Here is a 19,655-nt window from a genome sequence, read left to right as displayed (position 1 = left end):
CTATCTCTTTGCTTATAAATATGAATCTGTTGCCACGATTAACAGACGGCTTTGGCCTGAATGATTGTTCTTTATTTGATGACTATCAGTTGCCCGGTAATAGATGGTTTCGCCTTCTTTGGCAAAATAACGACGTAAGCCAATTTCCACACAAACGTCCCCCTCTAGCACATAAGCGAAGGTATCTGACAATGATGGGGCAAATTCTTTGAATTCCCCAGCTTTTTCCATAGTTAAAAAAATTGGTTCCATCTCATTTTCATTGGAATCTGGAACTAACCACTCCACTTGGTACTGTTTGTCTTCATCAAAATAAATGGTACGGTCACTCTCATCATAGACCACTTTCTGATCTTTGGCTTCTTCATTGAAAAAGTCTCGAGGTGTTGTCCCTAGCACTTCCAAGATATTAAAAAAAGAGTCCATGGAAGGTGAACTTAAATTGCGTTCAAGCTGACTGATGTAACCTTTCGTCAAGTCAGTCCGTTCACCAAGTTCTTCTTGAGTCAAATTTTTTTGTATCCGTAAATTTTTGATTTTACTGCCAATATCCATGTTGAACCTCTTTCGAAAGTATAGTATAAGTAAACTCAAAAGATAAAAGTTTGATATAAGTAAACTTCGTGTTTACAAACAAGAGCAAGTATACAGGCATCTAAGGAAAATTTCAAGAAAAAAACTAGAATTTAGTCGCTTTTTTTTAATATCTTTCCTATACTGAAAGTATGTCAAATAAATCTAGCAACTGACAGGTGTGAGTCTAACTCGCACTCTTTCTGCTAAAGGAGCTTAATAATGGAAAATTTTAATGCTTTATGGTTAGAAAAACATGAGGGTGAGCTGATCCCTCGCTATCGCCAGACCCATCTCGACGAATTATCAGCAGGCGATCTTTTAATTAAAGTGGCCTATTCCAGTGTTAATTTTAAAGATGCACTAGCCAGTCAAGAAGCCTCTGGTGTCGTACGTCACTATCCAATTATCCCCGGGATCGACTTAAGTGGCACAATTATTGACCCAGGTCCGTCTGAATTTAAAGTGGGGCAAGAGGTGATTGTGACCGGTTACGGTCTGGGAGTCAGTCACTCAGGTGGCTATAGTGAAATCGCGCGGGTTCCTGCCGAATGGGTCATTCCCTTACCAATTGGATTGGGGTTAAAAGAAGCAATGATTTTCGGAACAGCAGGGCTAACGGCGGCCTTATCAGTAAATGCCCTTGAAAAGCAAGGGTTACGCCAGCACAAAGAAGCTGAAATTCTGGTGACAGGCGCTTCTGGGGGTGTTGGCAGTCTGGCTATTGGAATATTAAAAAGCCTTGGTTACCACAATATCACTGCCCTTTCACGAAAAAAAGAACAGTCAGCAGCCTATTTTACAGAACTTGGTGTTAAGGCCGTGGTGACGGCTGAAGAAATTTCACCAGATAAACAACGCCCTTTAATGAAGCAAGTCTACAATTTTGTTTTGGACACCGTTGGCGGCCGTCAATTGGAAACTATCATTCCGCAAATTGCGTACGATGGCAGTATTTCCCTTTGTGGAAATGCTGGAGGGATTGCCTTTTCTTCAACGGTACTGCCTTATATTTTGCGAGGTGTTAATATTCTGGGCATTGATTCCGTTAACATATCCAACGAACACCGCTTGTATATTTGGAATCGTCTGGCAACAGATATGATGCCAGCTACTATTCAACAGTTTGCTAAAAACGAAATTGTTCTTGAGGAATTACCCGTTGCCTTCCAGCAATTATTAGCAGGAACCATGACCGGACGGAATCTGGTCCGAATTGCCCCATAGTCATCTTGAGACTTTGCGATTTTTAAACTTGACTTTAGGCTCTGCTCTTCATATTATATAAACAATACTTTGATAAAGGTTTTGAAGAAATGGGGAGAAACAAATGACAGATACTAAAAGCAAAGCTTATCGTTTAACCATTCGGGGTATATTAATCGCCATCATTATCGTCCAAACCATGGTACCTTTTCTCGGATATATACCGCTTCTGGCAACCAGCTTAACGATCATCCATATTACGGTAATAGTGGCAGCCGTTACCTTGGGCACTAAAGATGGCATGTTTATCGGCTTAGTTTGGGGCCTTATGACCATGATTAGAGCTTGGACCGCGCCAACGACACCTTTGGATACCTTGATTTTTACGAACCCAATTGTGTCCGTTTTACCTCGGGTGCTGGTGGGGCTGGTAGCCGGCGTGGTTTTCACCGTCCTGTACAAACGCACCAAACAGTTTTATCTGCCGACCATTGTGGCAGCAGCTCTTGGCACCTTAACCAATACGGTTTTGGTTCTTGGCTTAATGGGTTTACTTTACACAGCTCCTGTTGCTGAAGCTTATGGCACGACCTCAACTGGTTTATTTTCTGTCTTACTGGTTGTCGTTGGCACCAACGGGATTCCTGAAATCATTGCGGCTGTCATTATTACACCGCTAATTGTCAGAGCCATCTTTGCAGCAACCAAACTAAACCCGGACACACGTATCTAAGACAACTAACGAAGCTAGGACATAAAGTCGTTTTGTTTCTTCGACAACTCGTCACAGATAAAGACATCCTCCGAGCATTGCACAAGTTTCGATTACTCGATTTTTAAAAAAATAAGTGGCTGGGATGATTATCCCAGCCACGTTCTAACAATCCATTAAACAGAGGAGCACTCTTACATGAAATTAATCGTTAATGCCGATGACTTCGGCTATTCAAAAGGCGTCAATCACGGAATCGTCGACAGTTTTAAAGACGGGATTGTGACCGCTACCACATTATTAACCACTATGCCTGGTAGCCAACATGCTTATGAATTGGCAAAAGAACACCCAACCTTGGATATTGGCATCCATTTGACCATTGACTTAGGACGACCTACCTTAGGTGCTGAAAAGGTTCCTGGTTTGATTCAAGGTAATGGGGAGTTCCACACTTATGAGCACTGGACAAGTGCCACAAGTGTCCCCACAAATGAAATTTACGCTGAATGGAAAAACCAATTGGAGACAGCCATTGAAAATGGCATCAAACCAAGTCATATCGACTCCCACCATCATTTGCATATGTTGCCATTAGTCTTTCCCATCTATACGCAACTAGCACACGAATATGGCTTAGGTGTCCGTTTCCATCCATGTTGGGGCTGGACAGCAGCCGAAACAGCCGCGGCTGAGGACAGTCTAAAAGAGTTAAAGCGCGCCGATTATTTTTCAAGTGACTTTTACGAAGAGAAAGTGGCTGTTAATTTTTTTGAGTCCTTACCTATGATTGACGAAACATGGGAAATCATGTGCCATCCAGCTTATCTGGATCCTGAATTACTTAAACGCACCTCTTATTTAAATGAGCGCATCACCGAAGTTGAGGTCCTAAACTCTGATGAAACCAAAGCCGAAATTGAGCGGCTAGGCATTGAGTTAATCAGTTTCAAGGATTTATAAACGAACGAACAGACTTTTGAAGCGTGTTTATTCCACAATAGTAAAAATATCGGAGGCTGGGATAATAATCCCAGCCTCCGATATTTTTACGAACATTATGCGATAGACGCGCTCCAAAAGTCTGCTCTCTCGGCAATTTCTCAAAACCCGAGCAATCGAAAAAGCCGATTGTTTGGGTTCTTCGAGATTGCTCGGAGCAAAACGACTTTATGTCCCAGCTTGTTTTTTAGGCTTTTTCCCGTCCGATAATCCGAACTTCGGCTTCCAATTTCACTTGGAACTGTTCAAAGATAACTCCTTGAATATGCTGAATCAATTCCACATAATCGGTTGCTGTCGCATGGTCAATATTAACGATAAAACCAGCGTGTTTGGTGGAGATTTGTGCGCCGCCCCAAATCAAACCTTGAAGACCGGCATCCTGAATCAGTTTCCCAGTGAAATGGCCTTCTGGACGTTTAAAGACGCTGCCACATGAGGGGTATTCCAAAGGCTGCTTGGCTTCTCGTAATGCCGTCAGCTCTTTCATTCTAGCTGAAATCAGCTCTTTATCCCCAGGCACTAAAGCAAAGGTCACTTCGAGAACAACGCCCTTGCGATGCTGCATGAGGCTGTGGCGATAAGAGAAGTCCATCTGCTCTCTAGTTAGACGTTCAAAACGACCATCTTCCCAAATAACATCCACCGATTCAAAGACATCTACGACCTCACCACCATAAGCTCCAGCATTCATATAGATCGCACCACCGATACTTCCAGGAATACCACAGGCAAATTCAAGTCCACTGAGGCCTTGCTCTAAAGCAAAATAAGTGGTATCGATTAATTTTGCCCCTGCTTCGACGACAATCCTTTGACCTTCTATAGCGATCTCTTTCATCTCTGTTAACATTAAAACAAAGCCGGCGATTCCGCCGTCACGAACGATTAAGTTGCTGGCATTTCCTAAAACTAACCAAGGATGATCTTCAGTCAAGCAATAATCCACAATGACTTTAACTTCTTCCTTTGTTTTGGGAAACAACAAGACATCAACAGGTCCGCCAGTCTTAGTAAACGTGTAATTAGAAAGTGGCTCTTCAAACAGCATATTTATTGTTGGCAAATCTGCCATAATTTTTTCTCTATTCACGACTCTAGTCCTTTCAATTCACTATCTTTTATATTCTATCATGAGAGACTAGGAAAAGACCAGTCTCGACGTAATTTTATAAAAGTCTTATTTTTATTATCCATTGTGTTAACTAATTAGACCGCAAGAGTGATGATTAATCAACAGCAACTATCTATCTAACTAGTTAAAAGAGACTTTTGTCGTTTGATAACCTGCCTCTTCCAGTAGATGCAACACACCTTTTTCCGTAGGTAAATGTCCCGCACCAACCGCTATAAACACTCCTGGTTCTGCTAACTTTTTAGGAATGACCTTCAGCCAGTTGGCATTTCGCTGATCAATTAGGATGGCCTGTTGGGCGGCATTCATCTGGCTATCTTTCGCCTCAGCTTCAAAATACTTAAAAACATCTCCTGCAATATAATCTTTGACCAACTCATCCGTTGATTCTTTGCCTTCTTTAAGAGTTGGTATTAGTGCTACCCACTCGTTCACATCAGCCGGTTCCTTATACGTCTCTAACAGCAGGTCAAACTGTTCCTCGATTGTTTCCAGTCCTTCATTTTTAAGGGTTGATATCTGTTTGGCTTTGCCATATAGTTGCATGTCAACGCCATAGGTTGTCGCTGTAGGTGACATATATTTTGTTTGTAAAAATTGATCGACACCCAAACGATTGAGATTCTTAACTGCCTCTTCCTCAAATCCGTATTCTTTTAAGCGCTGACGGAAAAGAGCCAAACTCTCCTCATTCATACCATCGGTAATAGGTTGCTCCCCTGCCATCACCGCCATCATTAACGTCATATCCGGCGCTTCCAAATCAGCCATTTTAACCTCCGTCAACAATACACGGCTGTTCTGCAAAGGTTCCAAAATAGTGTCTGGAAATGGGTACATTTCTTTTTTGCCTATATGCATCGTGCCTAAAACATGCCCCACCACTTGATTATCCTTGGAAATTTCATAAAAAGGCCAATCCACTGATACTTCCTCTTGTGTCGAAGAGGTAGTTGAATTAATTGTAGCGGGTTTACTTTGACAGCCTATTAATAAAATAACCACTAGACTGAGTAGCCATAACCAGTGCCATTGTTTTTGTCGGTTCATCTTTAACTTCCTTCCATTATAAGCTCGTTTTTTTATTATGCTATTATAATACCATATCGACTTGTGATTAACTCCTCATGATTGGATTTTAGTCGCTTGATTGTGTCAAAAACTAAAAAAGGACGTGACTAACATGAAAGAACTCACCTTTCAGTCACTAGATGCCTCCATGATTCCAGATTGTGGGCGCCTCTCTCAAAAAGTTTATGCACAACCACCATGGAATGAATCCTGGGAATCAGCTAAAGTCATGTACCAGTTTTTCCACAACCCTGTTATCAACAACTATTTTGTTGGTTACGTGGCAAAGAGGGGAACAGAATTATTGGCATCAGCCCTGGTTTTACGAAGCCGTGGCTAAGGGGCATGGAGTCTGACATCGATCAATTTTTCATAGATCGTGACTGTCATTGGCAAAGCATCGGTTCGAATTTAACGGCTTACATTAAAGAAGAAGGTCGATTTCATCAACGTTCTGCGATTATTTTAACGACTCGTCAAAGTTTCTCCGCTCAGGCATTTTATGAAAAAATGACTTTTCTGTGGAAGAAGGACTTATCAGTTTAACGACGACTATCTAGAAAGGGGTTATCCCCTGTTCGGCGAACAAACTTTCGACTTATACACATATCCACAGGTTTATCCACAATCTGCTGTTTAAAACTAAAAGTTATCCACAATTTGGAAAAAGAAGAGACATTTAGACTTAATTAAGGAACGGTTTATTCAATTTTTGATTTAAACAAACTTTTTGGTTGCGTTTTTTTCCATCACCATGTATGATATATTAGAAATCGAAATATGAATGTTCATGTGACTAGATAATACTAGGCATGGAAAAAGGATACGCGTAGATACTTGCGTCATCTTTTTCCATGCCTATTTTTAATTAAACAGGGGGAAAAAGATGAAAATAATCAAAGTATTTAATCAAAACGCCGTGTTGGTCTCAGATAATGGGCAAGATAAGATTGTGACTGGGAAAGGGATTGGCTTTAGTAAAAAGCAAAATGACATCGTCCCACGAAATCAAATTGAGCGAGAATATGTGGCAACGGAAACTAAAAGTAAGATGGAACAATTGCTGCAAAGCATCGACCCTGAATACTTCATCGCTTCCGAGGAAATCATCGACAAAGCAGAAGAGATGTTGAACACCAAATTCAACGAGCATATTCACTCTATTTTAGCCGATCACATCGCCTTTGCCATTGATCGGATTCGCGATGGCATCATCATTCAGAATAAATTGCTAAATGAAATTCAGATTCTTTATCCTGATGAATTCCGAGCTGCTGAGTGGGCTGTCAATTATTTACGAGAAAAATTTGCCTTGGACTTTACCATTGATGAAGCGGCTTATATTGCCATTCATTTCCACAGTGCCAGTTCTGGCCAATCGACTACCAACAAAAGTATCCGCGAGGTCACTATCATCTCAGCCATGGTGACAACCATAGCTGAAGAACTTGATGTGGACTTCACTAAAATGAGCATGGGCCTGAATTATTCGCGCCTAGTGGTCCATTTGCGTTACGTTGTGGAACGGGTTTACCAAAGTAAATTCCACTCCATGGACGACGACGTTTTTCAGTTAGTCAAAACCAAGTATCAACGTAGTTATACGGTTGCCGAAAAAGTTGCCCGAATGACCAAAGTTGATTATGGCTTAACCATCCCAGGAGAGGAGTTAGGTTATATCACTTTGCATATCGAACGCTTATCTGATCAACTCGGACGCAATCTTGACTAAAATGATGTATATTCAGCTCTTTGTCCTTATTTTTTGATCATTATAATGGGAGCTTGAACTATAAAAAATTTTATAAGGAGGTAAGTATTATGAAAACATACTTACAAAGAATGGGAAGATCGTTAATGCTTCCGGTAGCGGTGCTACCTGCTGCAGCGATCATGATGGGGATTGGTTATTGGATTGACCCAAATATTATGACAGGGATGGGCGATCCAAACTTTGTTTCGGTATTCTTAGTTAAAGCGGGTGGCGCAATTATTGATCACTTGCCAGTTTTGTTCGCAGTTGGTTTAGCCTTGGGCATGTCAAAAGACAAAGATGGGGCAGCTGCTCTTAGTGGTTTGGTGGCCTTTCTGGTTGTCACAACCTTGCTAGCGTCTGGCACTGTTGGCGCTATGAAAGGGATTCCCCTTGAAGAAGTTAACGTGGCCTTCAGTAAAATCGATAATGCCTTTATCGGTATTTTATCTGGTTTAGTCGCTTCTTCGATGTATAACCGTTTCAGCCATGTTCAATTGCCGATGGCTTTGTCATTCTTTAGTGGCAAACGTCTGGTGCCAATTATGACTTCCTTGGCCATGTTGGTTGTCTCAGTTATTTTATTATTTATCTGGCCCGTTGTTTATGCTGGTTTAGTCTCATTTGGTACTGGTATTTCCAGTATGGGGGCAATCGGAGCTGGTCTATATGGCTTCTTTAACCGTCTATTGATTCCAACTGGTCTACATCACGCCTTAAACTCTGTTTTCTGGTTTGACGTTGCTGGCATTAATGATATTGGTAACTTCCTTTCTGGCGAAGGCACAAAAGGTGTCACTGGTATGTATCAAGCTGGTTTCTTCCCAGTGATGATGTTTGGTTTACCTGCTGGTGGTTATGCGATTTACCGTAACGCTCGTCCTGAAAAGAAAAAAGCAACAGCTTCATTGATGATTGCAGCTGGTTTCGCGGCTTTCTTTACAGGTATTACTGAACCTTTAGAGTTCTCATTTATGTTCGTAGCTTGGCCTTTATATGTTTTGCATGCTGCTCTAACAGGTATTTCACTGTTAATCTCAGCTCTCTTCCACTGGACAGCTGGTTTTGCTTTCAGCGCTGGTCTTGTGGATTTCGTCCTAAGCTTGCGTAACCCTATTGCCAACCAACCATGGATGCTACTGGTTCAAGGTCTTGTCATGGCAGCTCTTTACTTCTTTACCTTTGATTTCGCTATTAAGAAATTTAACTTGATGACCCCTGGTCGTGAAGAAACCACTCTTGAAGAAGAAATCGAAGAACAAATTGCTGATGGTGGTAATAAATTTACTGCAATGGCGACGCGTATTTTTGATGGTTTAGGCGGCAACGATAACATCGTCTCAATTGACAACTGTACGACCCGTTTACGTCTAGTGGTGAAAGACATGGATAAGGTTGACGAAGCCAAGATCAAGTCAACAAATGTCCCTGGCGTCAAAAAAATCGATGACCAAAACATTCAAGTCATTGTTGGCACAGAAGTTCAATTTGTGGCAGATGAAATGAGTAAACTTAAGAAGTAATTGGATAATTACTTTCAACAACTGGAATCTATGGTATAATTGAACTTATACTATTCTATAACATATCGGAGGAACAACCATGTTTAAATTCTTAAAAAAAGATAACAAAACAACCTTTCACGCAGTAGCTGAAGGAAACTTAATTCCTATTAACAAAGTCGAAGACAATGTCTTCTCAGAAAAAATGTTAGGAGACGGCTACGGAGTACAACCCACATCGTCTGAAATATTTGCTCCAGTAAAAGGAAAAATTGTTAGTGTATTTCCAACTAAACATGCCATCACAATGACCACTGATAGCGGCTTAGAAATTTTAGTTCATATGGGAATTGATACAGTTGAATTGAAAGGCGCACCTTTTGAAATCTTCGTCTCTGAAGGTCAAACTGTTACACCTGAAACAAAAATAGCCAACATGGATTTAGAGGAATTAGCTAAAACAGACACAACGTCAACGGTTATTGTTGTGATCACCAACATGGACGCTGTTAAAAAAATCTCTGAGGTCACCGAAAGAACCGTCAAAGCATCAGAAGAAGCCTTAACGGTCGAAGTCTAAGAGAACAGATTTTATATTTAAACCGAGTCGGAGTAAGAATTTCTTACGCGACTCGGTCTTTTTTTTATAACATCTTACGAGGATCCAGCCAGTCAGCCAATTCTTCAGCTGTAGCGTACCCTAAAGCCAAAGCAGATTCCGTCAATGTGGCCTCCTCTGCTGCAGCTTTTTTGGCGATTTCTGCGCTTTTCTCATAACCGATATGAGGACTAAGAGCCGTCACTAACATTAAGGATTCAGTCAATAGTTGCGACATCTTTTCCTGATTAGGAATTAAGCCACTTAAGCATTTTTCTCTAAAGGAGCGCATGCCATCTGTTAATAATGTCACCGTTTGTAAATAATTAAAACTGATCACTGGCTTAAAGACATTTAACTCAAAGTTCCCTTGACTGGCCGCCACTTGAATGGTCGTGTCATTTCCCATGACCTGAGCCACAATCATCGTTAGGGCTTCAGCTTGAGTAGGATTCACTTTCCCAGGCATAATGGAACTGCCTGGTTCATTACTCGGAATACTGATTTCCCCAATGCCACATCGCGGTCCACTCGCCATCCAACGAATATCGTTGGCGATTTTCATTAAGTCACTGGCTAAACTGCGCAAGCTTCCATGAACATAGGAAATCGGCTGATGACTGGTTAAGGCAAAAAATTTGTTCGGATCACTGATAAATGAATGACCATACTCCTTTGCTAACCGCTGACTGACGGACTCACCAAAGGCTGCCGATGCATTGATGCCTGTGCCAACAGCCGTCCCACCGATCGCTAATAACAATAATCCGCGACTACTTTCCTCAATCGCCTTAAGACTGCGCTCAATCATCGTTTTCCAGCCACTAATTTCTTGACCAAAACTCAAAGGAGTCGCATCTTGTAAATGTGTTCGGCCAATCTTTAGAACGTCACGATATTGATCTTCCATTTGACCTAAGAGAATGACCCACTTGGCCAACTCTGGCATCAGCTGTTGCTGCAACTCATGGTACGCCGCAATATGCATAGCCGTAGGAAACACATCATTTGAACTCTGAGACATGTTAACCTGATCGTTAGGATGGATATCCCCATACCCTTTCTGACTAGCCAAATTAGCAATCACTTCGTTGACATTCATATTGGTTTGCGTGCCACTACCCGTTTGCCATAAGCAAAGTGGAAAATGAAGCGAATTATCCGTTGCCAGTAAGGTCTCACAAGCTTCAACAATTCCCTGACACTGTTCGCTACTTAATTTCCCTTCCGCAAAATTGGCTTGCGCACACGCTTTTTTCAAAGCGATTAACCCGTTAATTAGCTCTTGAGGCATTTTTTCTTGGCCGATTAAAAAATTTTCTAAACTTCTTTGAGTCTGAGCCCCCCATAAGGCGTCCTTAGGCACACGGATTTCTCCCATTGAATCTCGTTCAATTCGATAAGTCGTCATATCTATCTTCCCTTCTGAGGTAACCGATTAACCCCGGTTTCAATCGCTGCTTGCGCCACATAATTAGCCACTTGTTCCACCACCCGTTTGTCAAAGGGACTGGGAATAATGTAATCTTCACGTAAGTCTTCTGCTGAAATCAAGGCTGCAATCCCCTCAGCTGCCGCTATTTTCATCTGATTATTGATCGTCGTCGCCCGTACATCTAAAGCGCCTCTAAAAATACCGGGGAATGCTAGCACATTGTTAATTTGATTAGGGAAATCTGAGCGGCCAGTTCCCATGACTTTAACACCCGCCTCTTTCGCCACATCATACATAATTTCTGGCACTGGATTCGCCATAGCAAACACAATGGGGTCAACTGCCATGGTTTTAACCATCTCAGCCGAAAGGGCATTGGCAACCGACACCCCAATAAAAACGTCTGCCCCCTGAATTGCTTTAGCCAAATCTCCTTGGCGATTCTCGGGATTAGTGGCCTGGGCTAACTCTTGTTTGTGAGGGTCCATTGGTTCCGGACGACCTACGGCTAGAATACCGTGCTCATCACAAATTAAGGCCTCTGTCACACCCATATTCAAGAGCATCTTGATGATTGCCGTACCTGCTGCACCTGGGCCATTTAAGACCACTTTAACGTCTGGTAGTTCCTTGCCAACTAACTTTAAGCCATTAATCACTCCGGCCGCAACAACTATTGCCGTGCCATGTTGGTCATCATGGAAGACTGGAATATCCAAGGTTTCATCTAGCACTTTCTCAATTTCAAAACAACGAGGCGAGGAAATATCTTCCAGATTAATCCCACCAAAAGTCGGGGCTAAATACTGAACCGTTTTAATGATTTCCGCTGTATCCTGAGTAGCTAAACAAAGGGGCATTGTGTCAATATTGGCGAATTCTTTAAATAAAATTGATTTACCTTCCATAACTGGAATCGCTGCTTCTGGTCCTATATTACCTAAGCCCAATACCGCTGAACCATCGGAAATTAATCCAACAAGATTGCCTTTAGCCGTATAGTCATACACTGCTTCAGGATTATCATAAATCACTTTACAAGGTTCTGCCACTCCCGGCGTGTAAGCTAGTGCTAAATCCTCATTCGTCTTAACCGGTACTTTACTCTCAATCGAGATTTTCCCTTTGTTATCCGCGTGTAACTTTAGTGCTGCTGCCTTTAGATCCATTCATTCCAGCTCCCTTTGCCTCAATAAATTTTGTCGATAAGAAAAGCTTAGCGAATCGATTAGCCTTGAAAGAAAATAGAGAAATAGTTACGTGATGCTACTACGCGTTGCTACGTTGTCCTAAACTTCTAAGCAGGTAAACCTGCAAGAGTTAAGGCTCTACGCGTTGCGACCTTGTCCGCTATCGCTAAATGCTCTTCGATGTCCCTTATTTCTAAGCCAATAAATTGGCAAGAATAACGGCTAAAGCATTAAGCATAGAGGCTTTTGTCACTAAAACTTTTTAGTCTTTTTCTGAAAGGTTGATGAGCTAAGCTAGACACCGATTAGAATATAGAGAAAGTTAGATACTTTCCTGTATTCTTAAAAACCCTCTTCGAAAGAAGAGGGTATGTCTTTCCACCTTATTATAACAACTTAGTCGACTATTGAGTACTTTAAAACCAGTTTATTGTTAAATTTATGCTATTAGCTTTTATAATGATGTCCCTCAGGTTAATTCACCTGTTAAAAACTGAGCTCGACCAAAGCCAAAACTCCAATCAGCATCGCCATTAATAAAAAAGGACATCATCACATCATTCGGAGCAATGCCACATCTCGTTTCTAGCGCTTCAACTAGCTCCCGATACAGGCGTTGCTTTTGATCTTCCCTTCGTTCCTTACTAAAGATGGACATCACCACCACTTGTTGACTGCGGGTAAAGCCTAGACCGGTATCCTGAATCACCATCTCATAAGGTTCATGTTGGTGAACCACTTGATAACGATCCCCCTCTGGTATCTCCAAAACCTCCACAAATACCTTATGAGCCACTTCTAACAACTGGCTAATTTCGGCTGGTGTTCTCCCTCTATACACATCAAAATGAATCATTGGCATACTAACACTCTCCTAATTTTTTATCCTGACACTAAAGACAAGAAACGCCTTAAAAGAAGTCAACTTTCCCCTTCTTTTACGACGCCTTGCCGGTTAATTATGCTTTTCGATTTTTTCTCATGTCTAAGACAACGGCACCTATAATGATGCCCCCTTGAATAATTTGTTGAACATAGGCATCAATCCCTAATAAGGTAAAGCCATTAGTCAAGGTACCTAAAATCAAAGCCCCTACCACAACACCCCAGACCGTCCCAATTCCACCGCTGTGGCTGGTTCCGCCAATCGTAGCCGCAGCAATGGCTGTTGTTTCATACATCGTTCCTGCAGCTGGTTGAATGGAGCCACCTGTCCGACCGATATAAATCAGGGAAGAAATCCCAGCTAAAACGCCTGAGATAACGTACACTAGAACGATATTCCGTTTGACCTTAATACCAGAGATTTCAGCGGCCTCAATGTTACCGCCAATGGCATAAATGCTTTTTCCAAATGACGTATAGTTCATCAGCACCGCCATAAAGATGATCACCCCAATATAAATCAAAACGGGGACTGGTAAAAAACCAAAAAGCCGATCACCTAACACATTAATTTGCGGGTTAATATTACTGACCGGTTTGCCGTTGGAGATCATTAGCGCAGCCCCACGAACGGCGATTTGTGTCCCTAATGTGGCGATAAACGGTGGGATCCCCGTATACGCAATCAGCGAGCCATTTATCAGCCCAATAAACCCACCAATCACAAGAGCTAAGACAATGGTCACGATCAAGGGGGATTGACCTAGAGAGGGAAAAATTTTATCAACGGCATCCTTTGTCTGACTAATCGTCCCTACCATAATTCCAGCAAAGGCTAAGGTCGAGCCAACTGACAAATCAATGCCCTTAGACACTAAGGCAATAAATAATCCCAGAGCTAAAATACCATAAATTGATGTTTGGGTCAGTAAATTCAAAATATTATTTAAGGTTAAAAAATTACCATTCATGCCTGTTAGCACTGCAAACATGGCAATTAACACAAAGATAATTAAATATTTTTGTATAAATTCCTTGCGTCTTAACTGTGAGTGTTGCTTCATCTGCACGTTATTCTGTTCTTCCATTTATCTATGCCCTCCACTTAAGCTTTTTTTTACAAAATCATTTTTCATGCCACTTGCATAAAGCATGATCTCTTCCTGGGTTAAGTTGCGATTGTCCAAAATCCCTGTAATTCGACCTTCGTGCATCACGACAATTCGATCACTCATCCCTAAAATTTCCGGCAACTCAGATGAGACCATAATAATGCTTTTCCCCGTATAGGCCATGGTGGAGATATTGCGGTGAATTTCGGCTTTTGCGCCCACGTCAATCCCTCGAGTCGGCTCATCCAAAATTAGCAAATCAGGTTTTGTCAGTAACCACTTGGCAATCAGCACTTTTTGCTGATTGCCACCACTTAAATTACGAATGGCTGTTTTATAAGACGGCGTTTTCACATTTAATGTGTCGATATAATGCATAGCTTCATCATCCAACCGTTTATTATTCAGCAAACCTACTTTATTCTTAAATGACTCAATCGAGCTGGACACAATATTATAGCTGACGGATAGCATCGGAAATATCCCTGTTTTACGGCGATCTTCCGTTAAAAAAGCCAACTTATTTTTAACCGCATCAGCAGCTGACTTAATGACCAAGGGCTGGCCATTTAAACGGATATTTCCTGAAAGTTTACTGCGGACACCAAAGATCGCTTCCATCACTTCTGAACGACCAGCTCCAACCAGTCCGGCAAAGCCCAGAATTTCTCCTTCTCTCACATCAAAGCTAATATCATAAAAATCTTTGCCATTGGACAGATTCTCCACAGAAAATTTAACCTCACCAATCTCAGTTTTTCCTTTAGGAAACAGCTGATCAATATCGCGACCAACCATTAAATTGATCATTTCCTGCTCGGTCGTCTCAGCTACTCCTCGTTGCGTAATGTATTTACCATCTCGAAAAATCGTTAATTGATCGCAAACTTCGCGAATTTCATCCAACTTATGGGAAATATAAATAATACTGCGCCCTTCCTCTTTTAATTGTCTAATAATTTTATACAATTGCTTAATTTCTTTTTCAGTTAAGGACGAGGTCGGTTCATCCATGATGATTACTTTTGCATCATATGAAATAGCCTTAGCCATTTCAATCATCTGCATGTTGGCAACCGTCAGCTCTTTCATCAACTTTTTAGGATCGATCTTAACATTAACTCGCTCTAGCACATCCATGGTCATTTGATACATCTTTTTATGGTCGATTAAGCCGACTTTATTTTTAGGCTCCCGTCCTAGCCAAATGTTTTCCATCACACTTTTTTCCATAACGGGGCTCAGTTCCTGATGAATCATTGAAATGCCCATCGTTAAAGCTTGAATGATCGAATAATTAGTAATGTAGTCCCCGTTAAACCAAATTTTCCCTGAGGTCGGCGTATACATGCCTATGATGCACTTCATTAGGGTGGATTTACCTGCTCCATTTTCTCCCATTAAGGCATGAACTTCACCTGGCTTAATTTTTAACTGGACATGATCCAGCGCTTTGACTCCGGGAAACTCTTTACTCATGTCTTCTAATACTAATACGTAGTCATCGTAACTCATACATCCGCCCTCTTTTCTCCCCTGTCTTTCATGCCTTATTTAAACTCACTGACGTTCTCACTGGTAATTAGCTTAAAGGGCACATAGGTCACTTGATCCTTAGGCGCTTCTCCTTTAAGAGAGGCTGCCACTAGTTTGACCGCACCTGACCCTTGACCAACAGCATCCTGAAAGACAGTTGCTGCCAAATCACCCGCTTCAACGGCATCTAACGCATCTGGAATGGCATCCACGCCTGTAATCAAAATATCGGACCGGTTATTTTTCTTGGCTGCCTGAACAGCCCCTAGTGCCATTTCATCGTTATTGGCAACAATGGCCTTCAAATCATTGCCATAGGTTGAGATCCAGTTTTCCGCCACAGCCAAAGCCTTGTCCCGTTGCCATTCCGCCGTCTCTTTATTGAGGATGCCCATCTTTGGAAACTGCTCTTTCATCGTCTCCTCTACCCCTTCAGTTCGTTTCATAGTGCCTTCATTGCCTAAAATCCCCATTAATACGGCCACTTTGCCTTCACCTTTTAATTCCTCACCAATAAATTCCATCTGCATGATGCCGGCTGTAATTTCTTCTGACCCTACATAATAAACATCTTTCGGCATTTCTTTTTCTTTGCCCGCATAAGGATTACGATTGACATACACAAGTGGAATCTTGGCATTCTGGGCTGCCTTAGTAATTGGCTCCATAGCACTCGTATCAACGGGAACGACGACTAATGCTTTAACACCATTTTGAATCAACGTATTAACCTGATCCTGTTGCGCAATTAAATCTTCTTTGGCATTCTCAACCCGCACGCCGTAACCATTTTCTTTAGCACTGGCTTTGGCAGCATCTAAAATATACGTTTGGAAGGTATCATTTAAATTATTAATGGCATAACCAATTTGTTCCTTCGACTTATCCCCTGCCTCTTTCTCTGTTCCACACGACACCAAGAAAAGGCTTACAAATAAAACACCGATAAACTTGACCATTTTTTTCATTGACTATTCCTCCTAAATTTTTTGATCGCTATTCTCAAAAAGTTGATTCCGCTTTTGACACCCAATCCTTCCCCAATGTAAGCTTTGACATCACTCATTAATACCTTTCTTCCTCACACCCATAAATCAAGGAGATGAGTAAGTGTTGATTACATTTTAGTGTCATTTTGACCGATAGTCAAGAAGTATTTTTATTTTTTCACTAACTTGCCACACACTATCCTACTAAAATTGCACTGCCAATGGATTTATTAGTGAAAAAAAAGCCTATTGAACAATCAATAAGCTTTGTGTAAAACAATATTATGTTGGTGGAAATAGTCAAGATACTCTTTTCCAAGAGTTCCTCCACTAATAATGCCGTCGACTTCATCCAGTTTTGCATATGTTAACAAAGTGGAATGGCCAAACTTGCTCGTATCAGCCATGACATAAATGTGAGCAGCCTTCTCACAAATGGCTTTCTTTATCTGAGTTTCTAACATGTCCGAGTTTGTCAGACCGTTTTGTAAGGTTAAGCCTGTTGTGGCCATAAAGGCTTTATTAATATTAAAATTTGGCAAAATCTGATGATTCTGCATCTCAATAAATGAGCGGGTTTTACGCTTGTATTTACTGCCCACTACCAACAATTGCACGTGTTCCAATTGCGCAGCCGAATTGATGACGTCCAGGTTATTCGTGACAACCGTAAAGCTCATATCTGGCGGGACAAACTCCATTAAGTACTTAGTCGTAGTGCCGGAATCGACATAAATCAGATCATCTTCTTCAATTAATTTGGCCGCTTCCTTGCCAATCAACCGCTTTTCTTCCTGATGTTTGATCTGACGGTTCTCAAATGAGACCAAATTATCCTCTTTCAAGACAACCCCCCCATAAACTTTTTCAACTAACCCTTTTTTTATGAGGTAATTAGTGTCTCTTCGAATGGTATTTTTCGAGACTTCAAATACTTCACATAACTCATTTAAAGACGCAGCCCCATGACGTTTGACGTAGGATTCAATCTCATGAATTCGTTGAACTTTCATCCTCTGCCCCCTTTCTCTTATCGTTTCCCCCTGACAGTTTTTTGAAGACTGCTGACGGCTCCATTTAATAATACCTCATATTTATCACGTTTAAAATATAACACATGACCAAGAGTTAATCAATTGATAATTACTAGCCATACTAGCCACTCTCTTTCAACGCCTATTTTCACTAATCTTCCCTCTCTTTATTAACGTCATTTTCCCTTTCACAGACTGACATGAAAATGTTTCTGGCTTGTTATAAAAAAAGATTGACTATTTTGAAATTTAGCGATAACATGTAACCAAGACATAACCAAAAGAGAACCAAATATTTTTATTATTATCAGAAAAATAAGTTTAGCTTTCTAAATCAGCTCCACACATACAGATCCACATCCCTGGGTTTGAGGAAATAATCACTGATTGATAAAGCTTTTCAAGGAGGAAACGATATGATGGAACCAAGAAAGTTAAAGAACTATATCAACGGCCAATGGGTTGAGAGTCGAACCACTGACTATGAAGATGTCCTCAACCCAGCGACAGGTGAGATTATTTGCCAAGTTCCCCTCTCTACTAAAGAAGATCTAGAAGAGGCCACTCAAGCAGCCGCAGCAGCCTTTGCTTTATGGAAAGAGGTGGCCGTTCCACGAAGAGCCCGAATTCTCTTTAGCTTCCAACAATTAATAGCCCAAAATGCAGACGAACTGGCTCGGCTCATCACTATTGAAAATGGTAAAAACACAAAAGAAGCCTTAGGCGAGGTGCAACGGGGCTTGGAAAACGTTGAATTTGCAGCTGGCGCACCAACGTTAATGATGGGGGATTCTCTCGCTTCGATTGCGACAGATGTCGAGGCAGTCAATTATCGTTACCCTGTAGGTGTTGTTGGTGGCATTACGCCCTTCAACTTCCCCATGATGGTACCATGCTGGATGTTTCCAATGGCCATCGCATGCGGCAATAGTTTTATCTTAAAACCATCTGAACGTACGCCTCTATTAACTGAAAAATTAGTCGAGCTATTTACCGAAGCCGGCTTACCTAAAGGCGTCTTTAATGTGGTCTATGGGGCACACGACATTGTTAACGGTATCTTGGAACACCCTGAAATTAAAGCGATTTCTTTTGTCGGTTCCAAAACAGTTGGTGAGTATGTCTATCAAAAAGGCAGCCAACACTTAAAACGAGTTCAAGCCTTAACTGGAGCTAAAAATCACAGTATCGTCCTGAAAGATGCAGATTTAGATGATACGGTCACTAATATTATTGGGGCAGCTTTCGGATCGGCTGGCGAGCGCTGCATGGCGGCGGCTGTTGTCACCGTTGAAGAAGAGGTCGCAGATGCCTTTATTGAAAAATTGCTCAACGAGATCAAAGAAGTCAAAATTGGTAATGGCTTAGATGATGGTGTTTTTCTAGGTCCGGTCATTCGTAAAGACAATCAAACAAGAACCTTTAATTATATCGAAACTGGGCTGGCCGAGGGTGCCACATTACTCACAGACGGTCGTCAACATATCCCTTCAGAAGGTTTTTTCGTCGGCCCAACTATTTTCGATCATGTCACAACGGATATGACTATTTGGAAAGAGGAGGTATTTGCTCCGCTACTGTCAATCATACGCGTCAAAGATTTAAAAGAAGCCATCGCAACGGCCAATAAATCTGAGTTCGCCAATGGCGCTTGCCTCTTTACCAATAATGCAGCAGCCATTCGTTACTTTAGAGAGACGATTGACGCTGGCATGCTAGGCATTAACTTAGGTGTTCCGGCCCCCATGGCATTCTTCCCATTCTCAGGCTGGAAATCGTCTTTCTACGGCACCTTGCACGCCAATGGGAAAGATGGGGTCGACTTCTACACACGTAAAAAAGTCGTCACTGCCCGCTACCCCAAAGCATCTATTTAACTCTAAGAATGGTGTTAACACGTTTCAACGCCATCCTTGTGTGAT

At 41.6% G+C, this 19,655-nt stretch carries 19 protein-coding genes; 9 read left to right on the top strand and 10 right to left on the bottom strand.

Going from position 1 to position 19,655, the window contains the following annotated elements; genetic code table 11:
- Positions 1-12: 12 nt before the first annotated feature.
- Positions 13-555, bottom strand: a complete 543-nt coding sequence (locus RWN13_RS12330) for an XRE family transcriptional regulator (RefSeq protein ID WP_314063947.1) — start codon at positions 553-555, stop codon at positions 13-15.
- Between the two features lie 240 nt (positions 556-795).
- Between RWN13_RS12330 and RWN13_RS12325 the strand changes: the two genes are divergently transcribed.
- The 3 genes from RWN13_RS12325 to chbG all read left to right on the top strand — a co-directional run bounded on the left by RWN13_RS12325 (position 796) and on the right by chbG (position 3,454).
- Complete coding sequence (locus tag RWN13_RS12325; protein ID WP_314063943.1) at positions 796-1,800, top strand: YhdH/YhfP family quinone oxidoreductase; 1,005 nt, start codon at positions 796-798, stop codon at positions 1,798-1,800.
- A 103-nt stretch (positions 1,801-1,903) separates the two neighbouring features.
- The gene (locus RWN13_RS12320; protein WP_314063941.1) at positions 1,904-2,512 is read left to right on the top strand and encodes an ECF transporter S component; all 609 of its coding nucleotides are present in this window, start codon (positions 1,904-1,906) and stop codon (positions 2,510-2,512) included.
- Positions 2,513-2,689: 177 nt separating this feature from the next.
- Complete coding sequence (gene chbG / locus RWN13_RS12315; protein ID WP_314063938.1) at positions 2,690-3,454, top strand: chitin disaccharide deacetylase; 765 nt, start codon at positions 2,690-2,692, stop codon at positions 3,452-3,454.
- Between the two features lie 226 nt (positions 3,455-3,680).
- On the opposite strand, the gene murB is transcribed toward chbG, so the two are convergent.
- Together murB and RWN13_RS12305 are read right to left on the bottom strand one after the other, a co-directional pair.
- Positions 3,681-4,586 (bottom strand): UDP-N-acetylmuramate dehydrogenase, encoded by a 906-nt coding sequence (gene murB, locus RWN13_RS12310; RefSeq protein WP_314063935.1) that lies wholly within the window; start codon positions 4,584-4,586, stop codon positions 3,681-3,683.
- Between the two features lie 162 nt (positions 4,587-4,748).
- Positions 4,749-5,678, bottom strand: a complete 930-nt coding sequence (locus tag RWN13_RS12305; RefSeq protein WP_314063933.1) for a TraB/GumN family protein — start codon at positions 5,676-5,678, stop codon at positions 4,749-4,751.
- Between the two features lie 133 nt (positions 5,679-5,811).
- Between RWN13_RS12305 and RWN13_RS12300 the strand changes: the two genes are divergently transcribed.
- The 5 genes from RWN13_RS12300 (at position 5,812) to RWN13_RS12280 (ending at position 9,534) form a co-directional block, all read left to right on the top strand.
- Entirely contained in the window at positions 5,812-6,039 is a 228-nt protein-coding gene (locus tag RWN13_RS12300) for a hypothetical protein (protein ID WP_314063932.1), read from the top strand.
- Positions 6,000-6,245: a GNAT family N-acetyltransferase gene (locus RWN13_RS12295; RefSeq protein ID WP_314064036.1), complete on the top strand. Its 246-nt coding sequence runs from the start codon at positions 6,000-6,002 to the stop codon at positions 6,243-6,245. The genes RWN13_RS12300 and RWN13_RS12295 overlap by 40 nt, the downstream gene beginning before the upstream one ends.
- A gap of 340 nt (positions 6,246-6,585) precedes the next feature.
- A complete protein-coding gene (locus tag RWN13_RS12290) occupies positions 6,586-7,431 on the top strand; it encodes a PRD domain-containing protein (protein ID WP_314063929.1) in 846 nt (281 codons plus the stop codon).
- Positions 7,432-7,520: 89 nt separating this feature from the next.
- Positions 7,521-8,975 carry an N-acetylglucosamine-specific PTS transporter subunit IIBC gene (gene nagE / locus RWN13_RS12285; protein ID WP_399553661.1) on the top strand — a complete coding sequence of 485 codons (1,455 nt, stop codon included), beginning with the start codon at positions 7,521-7,523 and terminating at the stop codon, positions 8,973-8,975.
- A 79-nt stretch (positions 8,976-9,054) separates the two neighbouring features.
- Positions 9,055-9,534: a PTS glucose transporter subunit IIA gene (locus RWN13_RS12280; RefSeq protein WP_314063927.1), complete on the top strand. Its 480-nt coding sequence runs from the start codon at positions 9,055-9,057 to the stop codon at positions 9,532-9,534.
- Between the two features lie 64 nt (positions 9,535-9,598).
- Here RWN13_RS12280 and fumC read toward each other — a convergent pair whose 3' ends face one another.
- From fumC to RWN13_RS12245, 7 genes are all read right to left on the bottom strand, one after another.
- Positions 9,599-10,963 carry a class II fumarate hydratase gene (gene fumC / locus RWN13_RS12275; protein WP_314063925.1) on the bottom strand — a complete coding sequence of 455 codons (1,365 nt, stop codon included), beginning with the start codon at positions 10,961-10,963 and terminating at the stop codon, positions 9,599-9,601.
- A 2-nt stretch (positions 10,964-10,965) separates the two neighbouring features.
- Complete coding sequence (locus tag RWN13_RS12270) at positions 10,966-12,156, bottom strand: malic enzyme-like NAD(P)-binding protein (RefSeq protein WP_314063922.1); 1,191 nt, start codon at positions 12,154-12,156, stop codon at positions 10,966-10,968.
- Positions 12,157-12,646: 490 nt separating this feature from the next.
- Complete coding sequence (locus RWN13_RS12265; RefSeq protein ID WP_314063919.1) at positions 12,647-13,039, bottom strand: tautomerase family protein; 393 nt, start codon at positions 13,037-13,039, stop codon at positions 12,647-12,649.
- Positions 13,040-13,136: 97 nt separating this feature from the next.
- Complete coding sequence (locus tag RWN13_RS12260) at positions 13,137-14,150, bottom strand: ABC transporter permease (protein WP_314063916.1); 1,014 nt, start codon at positions 14,148-14,150, stop codon at positions 13,137-13,139.
- A complete protein-coding gene (locus RWN13_RS12255) occupies positions 14,151-15,689 on the bottom strand; it encodes a sugar ABC transporter ATP-binding protein (RefSeq protein ID WP_314063913.1) in 1,539 nt (512 codons plus the stop codon). It abuts the gene before it with no gap.
- Between the two features lie 35 nt (positions 15,690-15,724).
- The gene (locus RWN13_RS12250; protein WP_314063910.1) at positions 15,725-16,678 is read right to left on the bottom strand and encodes a substrate-binding domain-containing protein; all 954 of its coding nucleotides are present in this window, start codon (positions 16,676-16,678) and stop codon (positions 15,725-15,727) included.
- 278 nt (positions 16,679-16,956) lie between these two features.
- Entirely contained in the window at positions 16,957-17,712 is a 756-nt protein-coding gene (locus tag RWN13_RS12245) for a DeoR/GlpR family DNA-binding transcription regulator (protein WP_314063907.1), read from the bottom strand.
- A 437-nt stretch (positions 17,713-18,149) separates the two neighbouring features.
- On the opposite strand from RWN13_RS12245, the gene iolA reads away from it, so the two are divergent.
- Positions 18,150-19,610, top strand: a complete 1,461-nt coding sequence (gene iolA, locus RWN13_RS12240) for a methylmalonate-semialdehyde dehydrogenase (RefSeq protein WP_314063904.1) — start codon at positions 18,150-18,152, stop codon at positions 19,608-19,610.
- Positions 19,611-19,655 lie beyond the last annotated feature (45 nt).

The sequence above is a fragment of the uncultured Vagococcus sp. genome (genome assembly GCF_963518325.1).
Classification (GTDB): Bacteria; Bacillota; Bacilli; order Lactobacillales; family Vagococcaceae; genus Vagococcus_D.
This window is presented reverse-complemented; position numbering and strand designations above follow the sequence as displayed.

Excerpts from the sequence above, each read along its gene's own strand:
- RWN13_RS12330 (WP_314063947.1), bottom strand. The coding sequence starts at position 555 with ATGGATATTGGCAGTAAAATCAAAAATTTACGGATACAAAAAAATTTG.
- RWN13_RS12325 (WP_314063943.1), top strand. The coding sequence starts at position 796 with ATGGAAAATTTTAATGCTTTATGGTTAGAAAAACATGAGGGTGAGCTG.
- RWN13_RS12320 (WP_314063941.1), top strand. The coding sequence starts at position 1,904 with ATGACAGATACTAAAAGCAAAGCTTATCGTTTAACCATTCGGGGTATA.
- chbG (WP_314063938.1), top strand. The coding sequence starts at position 2,690 with ATGAAATTAATCGTTAATGCCGATGACTTCGGCTATTCAAAAGGCGTC.
- RWN13_RS12305 (WP_314063933.1), bottom strand. The coding sequence starts at position 5,678 with ATGAACCGACAAAAACAATGGCACTGGTTATGGCTACTCAGTCTAGTG.
- RWN13_RS12300 (WP_314063932.1), top strand. The coding sequence starts at position 5,812 with ATGAAAGAACTCACCTTTCAGTCACTAGATGCCTCCATGATTCCAGAT.
- RWN13_RS12290 (WP_314063929.1), top strand. The coding sequence starts at position 6,586 with ATGAAAATAATCAAAGTATTTAATCAAAACGCCGTGTTGGTCTCAGAT.
- nagE (WP_399553661.1), top strand. The coding sequence starts at position 7,521 with ATGAAAACATACTTACAAAGAATGGGAAGATCGTTAATGCTTCCGGTA.
- RWN13_RS12280 (WP_314063927.1), top strand. The coding sequence starts at position 9,055 with ATGTTTAAATTCTTAAAAAAAGATAACAAAACAACCTTTCACGCAGTA.
- fumC (WP_314063925.1), bottom strand. The coding sequence starts at position 10,963 with ATGACGACTTATCGAATTGAACGAGATTCAATGGGAGAAATCCGTGTG.
- RWN13_RS12270 (WP_314063922.1), bottom strand. The coding sequence starts at position 12,156 with ATGGATCTAAAGGCAGCAGCACTAAAGTTACACGCGGATAACAAAGGG.
- RWN13_RS12265 (WP_314063919.1), bottom strand. The coding sequence starts at position 13,039 with ATGCCAATGATTCATTTTGATGTGTATAGAGGGAGAACACCAGCCGAA.
- RWN13_RS12260 (WP_314063916.1), bottom strand. The coding sequence starts at position 14,150 with ATGGAAGAACAGAATAACGTGCAGATGAAGCAACACTCACAGTTAAGA.
- RWN13_RS12255 (WP_314063913.1), bottom strand. The coding sequence starts at position 15,689 with ATGAGTTACGATGACTACGTATTAGTATTAGAAGACATGAGTAAAGAG.
- RWN13_RS12250 (WP_314063910.1), bottom strand. The coding sequence starts at position 16,678 with ATGAAAAAAATGGTCAAGTTTATCGGTGTTTTATTTGTAAGCCTTTTC.
- RWN13_RS12245 (WP_314063907.1), bottom strand. The coding sequence starts at position 17,712 with ATGAAAGTTCAACGAATTCATGAGATTGAATCCTACGTCAAACGTCAT.
- iolA (WP_314063904.1), top strand. The coding sequence starts at position 18,150 with ATGATGGAACCAAGAAAGTTAAAGAACTATATCAACGGCCAATGGGTT.